We start from the raw sequence: 18,126 nt of genomic DNA, 5'->3' as shown, positions 1-18,126 counted from the left end.
TTGTGAAACCACGGGCATGTCCGGCGGCGTCTTATCTATGACAGTGATAGTCACATAGTCACTTTCGTTGCCCGCTTTATCAACTGCATAAATTGTTAATTTTGTTCCTGATTTTTGCCCGGGAATAGTGACAGAAAAAGTTTGATCAGCAGCAGCCGTTGAATGGCCCAATTCTCTGCTTCCTGATTTGACAAAAACTGTCGAACCTGCTTCTGCAGTTCCCTTCACCGATGTATCCTGATCACTTACCGGCTGTACGACCGGTTTAGCAGGAGGCGTTTGATCCACCTGCTCATCAAAAAATGTATATGTGATATCATCGCCTTTATATGCTGGAATGGTATTATTGCCGGCAGATTCCCTGACAATAGCCCCGCCACCCCTTAGAAAAGTTGAAGAACCTGAGTAAAGCTTCCGTTCCAGACCATTAAACCCGGGATCTCCTTTGAATCCAAAAACACCCGTCTTTTCCTTCAAAAAGAGCGCACCCCGAAAATTCGTCATAAGCTTCCCAAAAGTAATCGATGGATCGATATAATTTTTTGCGACATTTTCAACTGCCTTGTAATCATTATTCTTATCGGCCAGTATTTCTTTAAAAACCCTGTTCCCCTGGCCCACTTGCGCCTTGACATATTGGCCGAAAAGATAGGACAAAGAGTAATTGGATAGAGTATCGCCGTTATTGTCCCAATATAATAACGAATGTCCGGCTGTAATAGAACTTGATCTATTATAATAGTCAATACGATTAGTCAATACTTGACCGGAATAGATCTGTTCGGCAGCCATTGACAACCCTTCATTCAACCACGTATCCATGGAAGGGCCCTTTTCAACAAATACGTTCTGGTTAAAGTTGACCATATGCTGAAATTCATGGGCCAGTGTATCATACGCAGCACTGACATCCTTTGTAGACCCCATTCCCATTAACGGATAAGTATCGATGTAAAATATTTCCGATTTATTTGAGCCCGGTACATCGTACAGGTCCCTGCTATAAAAATAACCGGCAATATATCCCCCGTAACCATAGAAACCATCCTGAATATCAAAACAAAGGATATTAATTTTTCCATCCCTGTCCACATCTGATTCTTTTGCAAAGTTTTCCGTCACAACCGGATGGATTTTTTGATCAAATTCCTGTCCCAGCTTTCTGGCAGCCTCAGATGTAATTTGATTATTATGGACCCACACATTCGCTTTCGTACCGGTATATAAAAGCTTGGCTTGAATCTGGTAATCTCTGTCCGTAGTAAAATTGACCACCCAGAATGCTTTACTGTCCCCAACTACATTTAGTGATCTTTTTGCCGCTTTTTCTTGAACTTTTTTATCGGCGTATTTTTCATAGTCAAATGGAATGTCCACATCGAGCTGATAGGCCTCAGGATCCAGCCTTTTATCCAATGAATATTGATCATTATTAATTGTAAAGCTGCCCGTATATTGATAATTGGACCCCACCACCGATTCATTGCTGATCAGTGCGTATTTACCTTCAGCCGGTGGCTTTGGCGGATCTTCATTGGAAGCATAAAAAGGATTTTTAACCTTAAATAAAGTGTAATCGGAATAATACTGGTCTGACAGACTGCCATAAACCCCAAGCCTTACGTAAATATACGGCTGCCCATCGTAAAGCGACTTGGACATGCGGGTGCCAAGTCTAGCGCTGCTATAGCCATATGTATCAAAATCCGAGCTTCCTACATAGTACAATGAGCCATTTAATTCCTCATAAAAATTCAAATCCATATAACGGTCTTTGTAAGTTGCGGAACTGGACATATACTCGATATTAAAAATCATCCTATCGCTTGTTTCACTTGATACATTTTCAAATGTAATTCTATGAGAGGCATACTTGTTATCAATCAAGGAATCTACAAATCCACCTTCATTGATCAACGGATAATCATCAGGATTAAGGTATTGATCCTTCTCCCCTTCCACCTGCCTTTTCGGGGCAGAATCCTCTTTCAAATTTATAGAAATCTCCCCTGCCCTTATTTCCTTTTCAATTTTTTCTTGGGCACCTGCCATGCTTGGCATCATTAATAATAAAACCATTACCCCAATAAGTAATTTTCTCAGCCTTTTCATTTCCCCACCCTTTCAAACTGGTAAAATATTACTAGATATGAGACTATTATAATAGATTTTTTCATCATACGGCATATAATTTTTTCGATTTTTGGGAATCTTATCAATTTGGATTAAAATTTTTAGATTTTTAATGTCAGCATCTCCAGCTGCCTCTCCATCCCCTTCTCCTTATATGCCTCTTTTTCTTTTCCCGACAGCTTCTTAAACTCATCCAAGAACTGCTCATACTTTGGAAGCACATCTTCAACAGATCCGTAATCCCTCACCATTCCATATTCAAGCCACAAAATTTTATCGCAAAATCTTTTCATCTGCCCTAAGGAATGGCTGACAAAAATCATGGTTTTCCCTTCCTGTTTGAATTCCTTCATTTTGTCCAGGCTTTTTTCGGCAAATGCTTTGTCTCCGACAGAGAGGGCTTCGTCGATGATCAGAATATCCGGATTGACGTTGACTGAAATGGCAAATCCGAGGCGGGACCGCATTCCGCTGGAATAGGATTTGACTGGCTGATCGATGAACTTCCCAAGCTCTGAAAAATCAATGATTTCCGGCTCCAGGTCAACAATTTCCTGTTTTGAAAAACCAAGCATGAGCAACTTCAGTTCGATATTATCCCTGCCTGTTAAATCGGCGTTCAATCCAGCGGCCACTGCAATCAAAGACGCCTGTCCATTCACCTCTACGCTTCCAGATGTTTCCGGAACAATGCCGGCAATAACGTTAGCCAAAGTCGATTTTCCTGATCCGTTCATGCCGATAAAGCCTACAGAATCGCCTTTTTCCGCTTCAAAGCTCACGTCTGCCAACGCATAGAAGTCCTCCCCATAGCTTTTTGGAAAAAGGAGATCCAAAATACGCTCCTTATTGTTGCTGTAAAGCTTATATTTTTTTGTGATGTTTTTCGCGATAATCGCTTTCTCCATACGTATCACACCTATAAATAGTCAATGAAATGCCTGCGGAATTTCACATGGATTTTTGCTCCGAATAATAACAAAACCATAACAATACCCCAAAAATAAAGGGTATATTGCCAGTGCTCAAGGAAGTACCACTCTGTTCCAAACAACGCAGAACGATAGCCTTCGATCAAATAATACAACGGATTCAATTTCAGAATCGTCGGCAATGGCTCCTCCAAAATGGAAAATTGCCAAAGGACCGGCGACAGATAGAGCAGCATTCGCAGCGTCGCATTTAAAAACATATGGACATCCCTGATGATCGTGGACAAAGTTGACGTGATCAGAGAAATAGCAAAGACTAAACAAAAGGATGCAAAAATAAAATAAATCACTTGGAGAAAATACACACTGACATAAAAGCCTCCCAGCTGGAAAATCACAAACGCGACTCCCAGCAGGATAACGTGTGTATAAAACTGTGAAAAAATCGCGATGGCGGGAATGACGCTCATCGGAAAATTCATTCTCGATAACATCCGCAGTCTTGTATAAATGGATTTTGATCCCTGGATGGTTGACTGGTAAAAAAATGTCCATAAGATGAACCCGCCGAGAAGCCAATAGATAAAAGGAACCTCATATCCCGGCACTACTTCTATATCAGCCCGCTGACGGATGCTTCCAAACACGAACCAATAGATTAGTATTTGGATGACGGGATTCAAAAACTCCCAGGTCATCCCTAAATAATTATTTTTGTTTTTACTTTTTAGTTCATAAAGAGACAGCCTTCTGACTAAATAAAAATTTTCAATGAGTTCCTTAATAACGGTAACGGCAGATTTCACAAAAATCCCGCCTCTTTACAATTGGAATATTTCTTTCACGACCTGTTCACTGGCCTTCCCGTTTTCCAGATGGCAAAATTTTTTATAAAAATTTTCGCAGAGCAAGAATCCGTTTAGTTCTATACGGCGGATTTCGGCAATCAGTTCCTCCGTCGTCCGAACGAGCGGACCCGGCGCTTCTTTTTCAAAATCGAAATAAAACCCGCGCAGCTGATCGCGGTACTCTTCGATATCATGAACGAAAAAGATCATCGGCCGCTTCAGATTGGCGTAATCGAAAAATACGGATGAATAGTCAGTGACCAGCACATCGGAAATGAGATACAAATCACGGATGTCCCCGTAAGACGAAACATCGAACACGAATCCTTCCATTCCTGACAAGTCCAGGTTTTCCGAAACAAGATAATGGAGCCTGAGCAAAATGACGTACTCATTTCCCAATTCTTTTTTCAGCGTATCCAGATCAATCTGCAGATCAAACTTGTATCTCCCCTTGGAATAATACTGATTGTCCCGCCATGTCGGGGCGTACAATATCACCTTCCTATCAATAGGAAGCCCGCAGGCGTTCTTGATCTTGGCGGACGCCACAGCGTTATTGGATTGGATTAAAAAATCGTTTCTCGGATACCCGGACTCAATCACTTTTTTCTTAAAATCAAATGCCTGCCTGAATATTTCAGTGGAATAGCCATTTGGTGAAATCAAATAATCCCATTTTGCCGATTCCTTCGTAAAATTTCGTTTATATTTCTTCGTATTGGTTCCGGGCATGTGAACTTCATCTATGTCCAGCCCCAGCCGTTTTAATGGAGTGCCGTGCCATGTCTGGACATAGACCGTCTGGGGGGATTTGCTGACCCAAAGCGGCATCCTGCAATTCGTCACCCAATATTTCGCCCTCGTCATTAAAAAAAGCCATTTGAGAGAGAAACGGCGGACGATTTTAATCGGATAATCCTCCAAATCCTGAATTTTTCGTTTATCAATGCTCCAGTACATGGTATAATCCGAATAATGATTCTGAAGATACTCATAAATTGCCCTCGGATTATCACTGTACTGCTTTCCCTGAAAGCTTTCAAAGATAATAAGTTTCGGGTTTTTAGGCAATGTGACCGCCATGAATTTGAAGAGCTTTTTATATACTTTTTTCAGACGTTTCCTCAGCTTTTTTTTCATAAATGATCACCACAACAAATGATATACATATCAAAAGTATGTCCAATGAATGAGCACATAAATCATTTTACGTTTATAAAAATTGTCCAAGGAAAATAATAGATATTGCCACTTTAATTGCATGGAGGTTTAAGATGCTTACCTTTTTAACCCGGATTTTTAAGAAACAGGCTACGGATCCAGCCAACAATTCATTTACCTATAATCAAGAAGGTTATTATATTCATCCGACAAACAGGCCGGCTAATCCTAAAGTCTCCCTGATCATGCCTGTATTTAATGCAGAAAAAACACTTCGGAAAACAATTGATTCCGTAATTGATCAAACAATCGGTTTTAAAGAGGTTGAGTTCATCATCGTTGACGATAAATCGACGGACGGTTCCCGCTCGATTATCCTGGATTACGCGGGATCTTACCCAAACATCGTTCCTGTTTTTTTCAAAACTAACAACGGCTCGCCGGCCACACCTAGAAACGTGGGGATTGACCTTGCCAGGGGCAAATATACCATGTTCATTGACTCTGATGATTGGCTGAGCCCAGGGGGAATCGAAGCCCTTTACGAACTGCTCGAAAAAACCGGAGACCCGTATGCCATCGGCAGGACGATAAAAGTGGAGGACAATAAGTTTGTCGTCGCGGGGGAGTACAATAGCTGCGAATATCGGGAGTCGATCAATCCCTACACAATTCCGCATATTTTCCAACACCTGGGCCCTACAGCCAGAATGATGCGGACACAGTTTTTGCGAGATCATAACTGCCGGTTTCCCCATATGAAATTCGCAGAAGACAAGCAGTTTTTCATCGATGTCCTAACAAACTGCCCGAGCATCTCAACAACAAAGGATGTTATCTATTACGTCAACCGTTTTAAAGATAATAAAAGTCTTGTAGGAACAACGACCATTTTTGAGAAAACCGATACGAACCTGGCTGTCATCAAGCATGTCATCCAGAAGGAGCTCCCTGAGGAAATTGAGCGGATGGTTTTGAACCGTCTCTACGAATTCGATTGTATTACCCGGTTATTTAACAGGCATCACTTTCTAAGGTCCACTCGAAAAGATAAGTATTATAAGAAGTTTGCAGAAGTTCTGGAGACGACTAAGGGTCTGCGATACGATTTTACAGAGAACTTCTTTGAACCATGGCATCGGGTGCTCGTCGATCTTTTCAAACGGGAGCGCTATGACGACATCGTTAAGTTGATTGAATGGAGCTTGAAAGATACGACAAAAGAAACAGTGATCCGGGAAGATGGCCTGCCGTATTACTGGCTTCCGCTAGAGGAACCTTATGAGTGGGCAAGAATCAACATGCTGGCGGTATATAAAGAGCATATGAAAACAGGGGATCGATATATTTTAAGGGTCAACGTCTACGGTGACTATCTGGATAAAATCAACTGCTTTGTGATTCGCCAACGCGATAATGAAATGAATGAGAACGTCCTGCCCGTCGAGCGAATTGAAGAGAATTTGTTTGAAGTCGAAATCCCTCTGGATTTACTGGCACAATTGAATACCGCAAGCCATACGATGTTTATCAGGTATTACGATTACAGGAAACTGCATATCAAAATGAACACGCGGCGGATTTTTGAACATGGCGGTAAGAAAATTGATTTTTATACGACGATTGGGGATAACTTTGGGGTGATTGTGAAGTGACGATCCCTTCCTGACTGCTGTGACTGGATATAAGCGGAAACTGCTATTTATGATCCGGAAAATTAGGTATATGATCCAAACTTCACATATATGACCTGAAGGAAGAGTAATATAATCCGCAGATGGATTGTTATGAGCCTGGAAAAGCGGGTTATGAGTGTGGTCACGAACAGATCGAAACCTCGAGGGAAATTGGATTTTCTTTCCCCGAGGTTTTCTTTTTTATCACCCTTTTATTACACACATCCATTAATTTAACTTCCCCTCATCTTCTGCATATACCTAATATGATTTAGAACATTTTTTAAATCTGCTTTGACCTTTATTTTTGCTTTTCCAAATAATTTTATATAAATCTATTTTTATATCTACAAACATACTGGTTTATAGTAAAATTGTCATTGTTGGAAAACATTTCATATTACTTGAAAGGAGAACAAATGGTTAAAAGAATACTAGTTTTCATGCTAAGTTCCACGCTGGTCTTTTCTCTCTTAAGTATATCAGCTTCTGCTGAGATGAATTCTGCTCAGTACGATAAAGAAACAAACAACGTTGAACAGCATGAGGAAATATTGAATGAAGATCAACAAATAAACACGGAAAGCGACAGCGAAACCGAACCGGCGGAAGACGAGCAAAGTGATCAGGAAGACAAAGAACATACGGATATGCCCGCTAAGGAAGAAAACAAGGATAAGTCTGTAACTGAAGATGACAGTCCAGCTGAAGAGATGGACCCAATGGAAAAGATGGAGGAACAAACGATTGATGAAAAAGATAAAAGTGACTCTATCAAACTTAAATCCTTGGAAATGCCTGAAAATGAAGTAACGATCGAAGATACAAAGTATTACTTAAATGAACAAGGGGAAATCAAATACGCCGAGGTTTATAATAAGGAAAATCAAGTCATTCAAATAAAAGAATTCTATCCCGGTACAAAAATAGATGACGTTGATAAACAGGTTAGGTATGTTTTTAATCTGGATTCGATCGGAAACATAACTAGCTCCGAACAATGGAGTCAGCATGACCAAAAGGTTATCAGGTACTATGAATATTATCCAAAAACCAAATATGGAGCCCATACAAACAATATCAAATATATTTTTTACCTCAACGGTCAAGAAAATATCACGAAAGCAGAAAAAAGAGAGAAAGGCTCTAAAAAAATCCTTTCCTGGTATGAGTATTACGCTGGTGCTAAATACGGAGNAAAAATCCTTTCCTGGTATGAGTATTACGCTGGTGCTAAATACGGAGGCCACGCGAACAATATTAAATATATTTTCTACCTTAACAACAAAGAAAATATCACGAAAGCGGCTAAAAGAGAAAAGGGGTCTAAAAAAGTTCTTTCCTGGTATGAGTATTACGCAGGCACCAAGTACGGTAGCCACGCGAACAATATTAAGTATATTTTTTATCTCAACAACAAAGGAAATATTACGAAAGCGGCTAAAAGAGAGAAGGGGTCTAAAAAAGTCCTTTCCTGGTATGAATATTACGCGGGCACCAAGTACGGTAGCCACGCGAACAATATTAAATACATTCTATACCTTAACAATAAAGGCTATTTGACGAAGGCTGTGAAAAGACAGAAAGGAACAAAAAAGGCCCTTGCCCAATATAAATACAAGCCGAACACTGTATACGGCGGACACGGGTCGAGAATAAACAGCATCATCTTAAACGTCCCGATCATCAGCCAGCTGCCTGAATTGCCAACAGGCTGCGAGATCACAGCAGTAACGATGATGTTGCAGTATAAAGACATCAAAAATATTAATAAAATAAAATTGGCCAATGAGATGCCAAAGCATATTTGGAATCCAAACTTGGGATATGTCGGAAATCCTTATTCAAGATCCGGCTGGACCATATATCCCTCAGCTTTAACCGGCCTTGTGAAGAAATATGCGGGCAGTGCGCAAAATCTCACAGGGACCAGCAACAAAAACTTGGAGAAGCAATTATTAAAAAACAAGCCCATTGTCATTTGGGGCTCGCCTATTCACGGATTTACGGTTCATGCCTTGACCCTCACGGGATTTGATGAAAAGTATTATTATTATAATGATCCTTGGACAAACAAAAAAGATGTGAAGATCAGTAAGACGAAATTCAATAAATTGTGGGGAAACCAAGCAAAACGAGCGATTACTTATTAACCTTCAGTACTCCCCCAATTAAACAACGCATACTATTTCACAGCAGTTCCTCGCTATGCGTACCGAAAAGGTACGCTTATTTTATTTCTTACCCTAATAAGCTGGAAGTATAATCCATTTTGGCAATTTAAAATTCGAATCGCAAAATCATTCAATTTCGATGCAAATGTGACGCAGAGCTAACGAATGCTCCTTTCGCTACAAAATTAAAACTGCCTGCACGTCCATAGTGAGGCAGTTTTAATTGATTAGACTTTTTCTAATAAAGCCTCTTGCTGCCTTTTCATTGCTTCTTCCTTGTACTTCTCTTTTTCTTTGCCTGGAAGCTTTTTAAATTCATTTAAGAACTTTTCATATTTTGGAATGATTTCACCTACTGGACCGAAATCTTTTACCATGCCATATTCCAGCCAAAGGATCTTATCGCAAAACCGCTTCATTTGTCCTATGGAGTGGCTGACGAAAATCATCGTTTTCCCTTGCTTTTTGAATTCCTTCATTTTATCCAGACTTTTCTCAGCGAAAGCTTTATCTCCTACTGATAGTGCCTCATCAATAATTAAAATGTCTGGATCTACATTTACTGATATAGCAAACCCTAAACGCGATCTCATGCCGCTCGAATAAGATTTAACAGGCTGGTCAATGAATTTCCCAAGCTCAGAGAACTCAATGATTTCGGGCTCCAGTTCTTTGATTTCCTCTTTCGAAAATCCTAACATCAACAGCTTCAGCTCAATATTATCTCTTCCGGATAAATCCGCCTTCAGGCCGGCTGCTACAGCAATTAATGCCGCTTGCCCATTCACTTGGACAGAGCCAGATGTCTCGGGAACAATACCTGCAATGATATTTGAAAGCGTTGACTTCCCCGATCCGTTCATTCCGACGAACCCGATGACGTCTCCCTTTTCAGCTTCAAAACTTACACCCGCCAACGCATAAAAATCTTCCCCATAACTTTTGGGTAAAAGAAGATCCAAAATCCGCTCTTTATCTCCGCTATACAATTTATACTTTTTTACGATATTTTTAACGATAATGGCTTTCTCCATGCTGATCCCAACCATCTATAAGTAATCAATGAAATGCCTTCTGAATTTCACGTGAATTTTCGATCCCAACAATAGTAAAACGACAACAAGCCCCCAGAAATATAAGGAGTACTGCCAATGGTTAATAAAATACCACTCGGTACCAAAGAATGCCGCTCGATATCCTTCTATAATATAATACAGAGGATTCACTTTCATGATCGTCGACAGAGGCTCATCCAATATTGTAAGCTGCCAAAGGACTGGAGATAGGTATAATAACATCCTGAGAGTCGCATTCAAAAACATATGAACATCCCTGATAATGGTTGATAAAGTAGAGGTTATTAAGGAAATAGCAAATACCAAACAAAATGTTGCAAAAACAAAATAAATAATTTGAAGAAAATACACACTCACATAGTAACCCGAAATCTGAAAAATTATAAAGGTAACCCCTAATAAAACCAGATGAGTGTAAAACTGTGAAAATATAGCAATGTTAGGAATCACACTCATAGGAAAGTTCATTCTTGATAACATACGAAGTCTTGTGTATATAGACTTTGACCCTTGGATTGTTGATTGGTAAAAAAAGTCCATAGGACAAATCCCCCAAGAAGCCAATGAATAAAAGGGACTTCAAAACCCGGCACTACTTCAATATCTGCTCTCTGCCGAATACTTCCGAATACAAACCAATAAATCATGATCTGGATGACTGGATTAATAATCTCCCAAGCCATTCCCAAATAATTACTTTTATTTTTACTTTTTAATTCATACACGGATAATCTTCTAATTAAATAGAAATGCTCTATTTGTTCTTTTATTACTAGAATTGCAGATTTCATTAAATGTGTCCTTTCAAAAGCCTGATCTTCTCTTGATGCTCCCTAAAAAAGATCACTAGTTTTTCAAGTACAAGCAAACCTCAATATCCTTATAAATTATACAAGTAGGCAGGGGAAAAGACAATAAAAGATGAAAAGCAGTTGTTCCCATCGCAAAGTTGGTGAAAACAACTGCCTTTTCCATTACTTTTCAAACACTTCTCTTATAACCCTTTCGCTTGCATGGCCATCCTCCAAATAACAGAACTTATTGTAGAACTCTTCTATATTGTTAGTAAGAGTAAAACCATTTTCATCTATATCCTTGATCTCCCTAATGATCTCATCGGTTGTCTTGACCAATGGGCCCGGAGCTTTCTTTTCAAAATCAAAGTAAAATCCCCGAAGATTATCGCGATATTCTTCGATATCATATACAAAGAAAATCATGGGGCGCTTCAAGTTAGCGTAATCGAAAAAGACCGAGGAGTAATCGGTGATTAGCAAGTCAGCAATTAGATATAGTTCTCTTATGTCTTCGTGATTGGAGAAATCAAAGACAAAATCTTCAAATCCTGTTAAATCAAGATTTTCAGCAACTAGATAATGCATCCTTAATACAATTACATACTGATCGCCAATTTCTTCCTTCATTTGTTCCAGATCCATTTTAAGATTAAACTTATATTTTCCTTTTGCATAGAATTGATTATCCCGCCAGGTTGGTGCATATAGAACAACCTTTTTATCCGCTGGCAATCCGCAAGTTTTTTTTAATTCTGCCACTTTCTCAGGGTTATTGTGATTGATTAAAAAATCATTCCTTGGATAACCTGATTCAATCACCTTTTTATCAAATCCAAAAGCACGCTTAAAAATTTCTGTAGCGTATGCATTAGGGGAAACCAAGTAATCCCACTTGCTTGCTTCAAATAGAAAGTTATTCTTATATTTTTGAGTATCGGTTCCGGGCATATGGACTTCCTCTATATCGACCCCAAGCCTTTTGAGCGGAGTTCCATGCCAAGTTTGTACATATACCGTTTCTTTCGGTTTCGGAAGCCATAATGGCAGCCGGGCATTTGTCACCCAATACTTTGCCCTTGCCATCAGAAAAATCCACTTCAAAGAAAGCCTTTTTACATATTGGACATCCGGTAACTTTTCAAAGGTGGATAAGTGGCGCCTGTCTGCCATCCAGTACATGTCGTATGGCAGCTTATTTTCTTTCATATATTCATATATTGCCCTTGGGCTGTCGCTGTATTGCTTTCCATGAAAGCTTTCAAACATTATAACGTTTTTCTTTCTGGGTAATTTCCCCAAAATCAAAAAAGCTAGTCTATAAGTTTTCTGAACAAAAACACCTCGGCGTAGGCGAATCAATCTTTGATTTATCCTATGAAGTAATCTTTTCATGAACATCATAGCTCCCCGTTGTTTCTATAACAATGCCATCCTAAAAATTATATACATGAACTAATTCGATTTCAAATAGAAGAGAAAAGGCGGAGACTTTAAAAACAGCCTCCGCTTTCCAATACCTGCCCAGTTGTTGTCAACTCATTTGCACAGCCTCCTGAATTCGTGTGTCTAGTTGCTTAATGTTATTAATAATGTTTTTCTTTTAATTACAGATTTTTTATTACCAAATTTCTTCTCAACATTCATAATTTCTGTTTCTGCAATATCTAACTAATAAAAATAATTGTATAAAACTATTACCTCATTTTCTTGTAAAAGTGAAAAACTGGTCCGGTAACCAATCAGCACCAAATAATGCATCGTAAACAATGCTCCTGTAATCTTCAACCATTTCAAGGATATCGTCTGCTAAGTCTTCATCCATCACTTTGCCTTGGTCTGTTACGACGAAATTATTCCCTACCCTTTTAACATCCTGATCCAATAGCTCATCCATCAAACCTTGGAAAGGTGTTACATAATAATTCCCTTCTCTTAATAATACAGTCGTGAAAAAAATTGGAGATATACCATCCAGCTTTACACCACCATCACTTCGACCATGATTCATATAAATAAACCAAGGTGTTTCATGAAGTTGGTCATTTGGAAATTGCTCTTCCAGACCTCTAAACAAACTTGGAAAATGATCCCCATATAGTACAAGGTTAATTTCTTTATCGGAGGAGGCAAGCTCTTTTACAAGCTGTTCTATAGCTCCATCCGAGGCTTTTAAGCCTTGAAGATAATTTACTAATCCTTTCACTTCTTTTTTAGGATAAATCTTAAAATTAATCTCCGGTCGATAGTCCATTTCTGGAATCTCTCCCGTATAGGGAGAGTGATTTTGCATTGTTAAGGCATGAATGAAGCCAACCTTATCATCACTAGCGACTCTTAATATATCTTTATGGAATTCTTTATCTGCCACCCTCTTATGAGTCCCGAGTTTTCCTGTATGCTTAATTCCATTGTCCAAATATAAGAAATCATCAAAACCAATAGCACTATACACAGAACGCCGCTTATATAAGTTAGCTGTAAACGGATGAATTGCCACTTTATCCTTTTGAAAAAAATCTAATGCAGTATGATGGTTCTTGGCTTCAACATAGAAGTCAGAATAAGGTGTAATGGACAATGGTTCATTAAATACTTCAAGACTAAAAGAAGTTAAAACCGACCACTCGATATTTGCAGTCCCTCCACCAACATACTGGCTGTACATCTTTCCGCCGATATGATTTTTTATTATTCCAGAAATATATGGGGTTGGAGTCTCGTTTTTTATTAATCCTGGTAATGCCATCGGATCCATTAATGATTCGCTTAAGTAAAAAATCGTTTGGGAATCATTCAATGATTTTTTTCGGTTTTCATTAATTTTTCCTGCTATCTTGGTATATTTATCGTTTATCCTAAGCATATTTTTTTTATTGTAATGAGCTGGTTTATTCATATAATTAGGTTTAACTGTTTGAATAAAACTGGGTATAAAACCATTTCGTTGAGCCCGTAAAACAGGATTAAAATTATGGGTATGCGCATCTTCATATTTCAGTACGTATTTATTATAAATACTTGGCTCTGTAAAAATGATGAATAACGGAATAAGAGCAATTAAAAGAATCCCCACTCTAGCTCTGGTTCCGATTCGGAAATTCATTTTTTTGGATATTCCTTTACTGATGAAGTGAAGAATAGCAAGTAGTGAAATAACAGATATAATAATTAATAAAGCCGTTCCCATCGGAACATCAATAAAAGATAATAGTTCTTTTGGCGATCCAATTGTTTGTAATTCCTTAAATGTAATAAATTCATTTCTCTCTTTTACTTTAATTTGATTTGCAAAGACAAGGGCACCGAAAAGTAAATTTGTCATTAATATACTAACAATAAAAGTTCCAAATATTGCATACATAATTAAGAAGATCAAAAATACAAATGAAACCCCATTGTAAAAAGATTCATTTACACGAAAATTTGCATCCATAGAAAAATCTACAAATAAACTTTTATTAAGCCATTCAACTATCACAGTAGAATTAAGGCCCATCACTACACAGATCAACAAAAAGTATAATCCTAAAATAATTTCCTTTTTCCACTTAGACATCTTTTTTCACTCTCTCACAACATTTCACAAGAATTCATTACTATAGATAAGATATTTCATTATTAATAAAGCCTTTATACTAAGATAGGTTTTGTTCGTGGCAGCTTCATGGGGGCTAGGACCTTCTTTTTGCGTTTGGCCACAAGATACCCGGCTCTTTGTACAAACGATAGACTTTTTTGTTTATGATGAGGTTATCGACGAAGCCTCTTGATCGACGTGGTATCAATAGTTGAAGCGGTCGCCTACAATTTCCTCCATTTTAATTTAAACGTTTAAACGAAAAGAGTTCAAAAAGATTTGACCGAGAGGGTGAACCAAAAAGCTTGCAGTTCAGTCAAACTTCACCCTTTTACAAGCTTTTTGGCAAAATTTAAACATGAAATACACGATCCACTACCCTTTTGGAAGCTAATCCATCTTCTAAAGGACAGTATTTTTTCCGAAACTCCATATACTTTTCATTATATTTTTCCCGTACAAGGCCCACTTTTTTAATTTTTTCTATTATTTCATCAGTATCATAAACTAAAGGACCAGGTGCTTCGTTTTCAAAGTCCATATAGAAGCCTCTCAAATTATCCCTGTATTTCTCTAGGTCAAACGTATAAAAGATCATTGGCCTTCCGGTATTGGCAAAGTCAAACATCACAGATGAATAATCTGTAATTAGAATATCTGTAATTAGATACAAATCTTGTATGTCAGGATATTTGGAAACGTTATAGACAAAGTCAGATAACGAGTCTTCTATTTGTATTTTGTTACTTACAACGACATGCATTCTAAGCAACAAAACATACTCATCACCCAGCTCCTGCCTCATTTTATGAAGGTCCATCTGGATATCAAATAAAAACTTATTTTTATTTGACACTTGATCATCCCTAAAAGTAGGAGCATAAAGAATGACCTTTTTATCTTCTTCAATATTTAATTTCCTTCTTACGCTCCTGGCAATCTCATCTTTTTCACTTCTATAGAAGATATCATTACGTGGATAACCAGTCTCTAAAACTTCACCATCATAACGAAACGCACTTCTAAAAGCCTTAGTTGCATAAGGGCTTGGCGAAATAAGGAAATCCCAGTTTTTCACGGCATTTCCAACCCTTTCGATATAGTCATCGCTTCTTCCATGGACTTCTTCAATATCATAAAGCATTTTCTTAAGAGGTGTTCCATGCCAGGTTTGTAAATAAACAGTCTGTGGCCTTTTTTTAATGTATGTTGGGAAGTTTTGATTGTTTACCCAATAACCCGCCTTTAATAAATAGTAATAATATTGCGGGCTAAGCCTCTTTATTCTTTTTGTATCAGGATCAGGGAAACGATGTTGTTTGTTATAGACCCATACCTTTTTGTAATCCAAGTTCTGACGAAGAATTTCTTCGTATATATTTTTAGGGCTGTCACCAAACTGCTTGCCTACGCCACTTTCAAAAAGGATCAGTTTTTTATCGACTTTTATAACTTTTGAACCGATACGGTAAAACAATTTCATACTCGGAAAATAAAAATCGCTTCGTCTATACCGACGAAATAGTTCTTTGGCCAGCATATCCAACTTAGGTCTCCGCAAAAGTTTTTTTCTAGCTCCATTATCCCTAATTACCTGATATATTCTTTCAGAAGAGGAAAGGTCTCTATATTTAATGAATTTTTTAGCTCGTACTTGGTAGGTTTGTTTCATTTGAAAATCTTTTTTTGCATATTCTTCTATCAACTGAAGAATATCCTCAAGCTCATAACAAATTTCACCTGGTAAATCATTGTCTAAATCCAAATGGGAAGGTCTTTTTCCAATAAATCTTGCACGGTCAAATTGGTAATATACAACGGGCTTATAAAGGAAACTAAAATCAAATCCCACACTGGAATAATCTGTAATCATTAAAGCACTTTGTTTGATTAGGAATTGCACATCAATCTCACCTTGATTGATTACTTTAACAAAAGGATTCTCAAAAAACTTGCTGAATCTTTGCATGTTAGGGTGCAAACAAAAAACAACTTCAAAGTGATGCTCATTTGCCAACTGTTGTAACTTTCTACTATTGATTAGCTGCTCGTACCTTTCATAGTACTCACTTTCAAAAAAAGCCTCTTCAGATACAATCCAATCACGCCATGTAGGTATAATAAGGATTTGCCTTTTCTTTTCAACGTCATCTTTAAATAAAGTATCGAATCTGGATAGCCCTGTAACAAATATATCTTTTGGAGAATAGCCAAAATCATTGACAATCATCTCTTTTTCAAAATCAGAACTTACCATGAAAAGGTCTGTGTCAAACCCGTGTGCATTCTTGCCATAGTTGGCAACCATATTTTTAGTCCCCATTACCCCGTGTTGCAAAAACACTTTATCACCGGTAACCTTATTTTTAAACTTCGTCGTCCTAAGGGGGTATAAATAATCGGGATGGTGGGAAGATATTACTTTTTTTGAAATCAGTGTATATAGAATATGTTTTTTGGATTTGAAATCTAAAACATTTCCATATTTCAATACGTTATCCTTTTCAGGAGAATCCTTATCAATAACATAATATATTTTTTTATCAGGGTATTTTTCCCGTACATATTTAAAAAATGCGTATCCAGTATCTTGGGCCTTGTAAATCCTTTCTCCTACTAACCAAACATCATTTTTCTTATTTATGCTCTTTACAAGCCATGACCAACGCATTAATCTACGAAGATAATTAAAAGTTTCAATAGGGTATTTATAAACTTCTAATGATAGATTGTTGTATTTAAAAGTAAAATAAGGATTAACTACAATCGCTTGTTCAGAGTTTTTTAAATTAAAGTCTTTTAAAAAGAAGCGCGTGCTGAAAGTTGGTCGCCCTATACGTATATACTTATCTTCAATAGAATTATTCAACTCTAGTCTTAGAAAAAAGTCATAAATATCTTCTTCAAGGAGTTTACCGTCCTTGAAATCTTTAAGATCTATTTCGGCGGAATATTTATACCTGTATAAACCAAATTTTGCTTCTGTTTCTTTTTCTAAAATATTGAAAGTTACTTTTGGAAAATGCAGGAAGCTTTTTGTTTCTCTTCCCCTAAGAATAACTTCTCCATTATTTATTATAGAGGTTCTCGTAAACAGCTTGCCTTCGAGCTTTATTCCATTATTAGTGTTTATCAATCTTTCTATTTGATTCCTAATAGGTATTTCGATTTCTTTATTCTTAATAATAGAAAGGTTTCCTTTATCGGTAAGATAATTTATTAATGACTCTGCATCATGATAATAATACTTCATACCTTCTACTTTCATGTTTTGAAATCTTCCACAACGTATTAAATAATCCACGTATAATTCGCCGTTTTTTTCTATAACAGGAAAATCTTCTTTTTGTTCCCCGGAAAAATTAAACTCGCAATGTCTGCGATGAACTTGCAAAAACCAATCAAATGTGTCTTCCTTCTCTCCTTGTAACAAAGAGTGTAAATCTTCTAAGGGGATATTAAATTCAAATTCATTTCTTGGAGACATGCCTTGAACCTTAATTTTTGATTTTTCATTTCGAGAAACAAGCCACAAACCAACAACATGATTTTCAGGCCCCTCAATCCTGCCCGATATATTTAACGAATTATTTACTTGAGTGATATTCAAGGTCTTCTTAAAACGAACCTTTTTTCTAATTCTCCTTATCCAAGAAAACATTCTCATAACCAACACCTACTAAAAAAAATTAGTTCTTTTTCATTATAGTACAATAAAGCTGTTAATCCCAAATTACGAAAGTAAATTT

8 protein-coding genes and 3 pseudogenes are annotated in these 18,126 nt (G+C 37.5%); 2 read left to right on the top strand and 9 right to left on the bottom strand.

The window, feature by feature from the left end:
• The 4 genes and pseudogenes from D4N35_RS16445 to D4N35_RS16430 all read right to left on the bottom strand — a co-directional run.
• The coding region (locus D4N35_RS16445; protein ID WP_120075633.1) for an Ig-like domain-containing protein at positions 1-2,112 on the bottom strand (2,112 nt) is incomplete at its 3' end.
• Between the two features lie 122 nt (positions 2,113-2,234).
• Positions 2,235-3,041, bottom strand: coding sequence for a teichoic acids export ABC transporter ATP-binding subunit TagH (gene tagH / locus D4N35_RS16440; RefSeq protein WP_120075631.1), 807 nt, complete (start codon positions 3,039-3,041; stop codon positions 2,235-2,237).
• A gap of 11 nt (positions 3,042-3,052) precedes the next feature.
• Entirely contained in the window at positions 3,053-3,871 is an 819-nt protein-coding gene (locus D4N35_RS16435) for an ABC transporter permease (RefSeq protein WP_120075629.1), read from the bottom strand.
• A 15-nt stretch (positions 3,872-3,886) separates the two neighbouring features.
• Positions 3,887-5,050: pseudogene (locus D4N35_RS16430) on the bottom strand (CDP-glycerol glycerophosphotransferase family protein); the annotation flags it as partial.
• A gap of 140 nt (positions 5,051-5,190) precedes the next feature.
• Between D4N35_RS16430 and D4N35_RS16425 the strand changes: the two are divergent.
• Positions 5,191-6,732: a glycosyltransferase family 2 protein gene (locus D4N35_RS16425; protein WP_120075625.1), complete on the top strand. Its 1,542-nt coding sequence runs from the start codon at positions 5,191-5,193 to the stop codon at positions 6,730-6,732.
• Between the two features lie 440 nt (positions 6,733-7,172).
• Positions 7,173-8,906 carry a C39 family peptidase gene (locus D4N35_RS16420; RefSeq protein WP_120075623.1) on the top strand — a complete coding sequence of 578 codons (1,734 nt, stop codon included), beginning with the start codon at positions 7,173-7,175 and terminating at the stop codon, positions 8,904-8,906.
• A 248-nt stretch (positions 8,907-9,154) separates the two neighbouring features.
• Here D4N35_RS16420 and tagH (D4N35_RS16415) read toward each other — a convergent pair whose 3' ends face one another.
• The 5 genes and pseudogenes from tagH (D4N35_RS16415) to D4N35_RS16395 all read right to left on the bottom strand — a co-directional run bounded on the left by tagH (D4N35_RS16415) (position 9,155) and on the right by D4N35_RS16395 (position 18,044).
• Positions 9,155-9,961 carry a teichoic acids export ABC transporter ATP-binding subunit TagH gene (gene tagH, locus D4N35_RS16415; protein ID WP_120075634.1) on the bottom strand — a complete coding sequence of 269 codons (807 nt, stop codon included), beginning with the start codon at positions 9,959-9,961 and terminating at the stop codon, positions 9,155-9,157.
• Positions 9,962-9,976: 15 nt separating this feature from the next.
• Positions 9,977-10,794, bottom strand: a pseudogene (locus D4N35_RS16410) (ABC transporter permease).
• 183 nt (positions 10,795-10,977) lie between these two features.
• Positions 10,978-12,189 (bottom strand): annotated as a pseudogene (locus D4N35_RS16405) (CDP-glycerol glycerophosphotransferase family protein); the annotation flags it as partial.
• A 310-nt stretch (positions 12,190-12,499) separates the two neighbouring features.
• On the bottom strand, positions 12,500-14,356 hold the full coding sequence (locus tag D4N35_RS16400) for an LTA synthase family protein (RefSeq protein WP_120075620.1): 1,857 nt from the start codon (positions 14,354-14,356) through the stop codon (positions 12,500-12,502).
• 373 nt (positions 14,357-14,729) lie between these two features.
• Positions 14,730-18,044, bottom strand: a complete 3,315-nt coding sequence (locus D4N35_RS16395; RefSeq protein ID WP_120075618.1) for a CDP-glycerol glycerophosphotransferase family protein — start codon at positions 18,042-18,044, stop codon at positions 14,730-14,732.
• Positions 18,045-18,126: the final 82 nt, after the last annotated feature.

Source organism: Siminovitchia fortis (assembly GCF_003605365.2).
GTDB classification, from domain to species: Bacteria; Bacillota; Bacilli; order Bacillales; family Bacillaceae_C; genus Siminovitchia; species Siminovitchia fortis.
The sequence above is the reverse complement of the archived record's forward strand: the minus strand, read 5'-3'. Positions and strand labels throughout refer to the sequence as shown.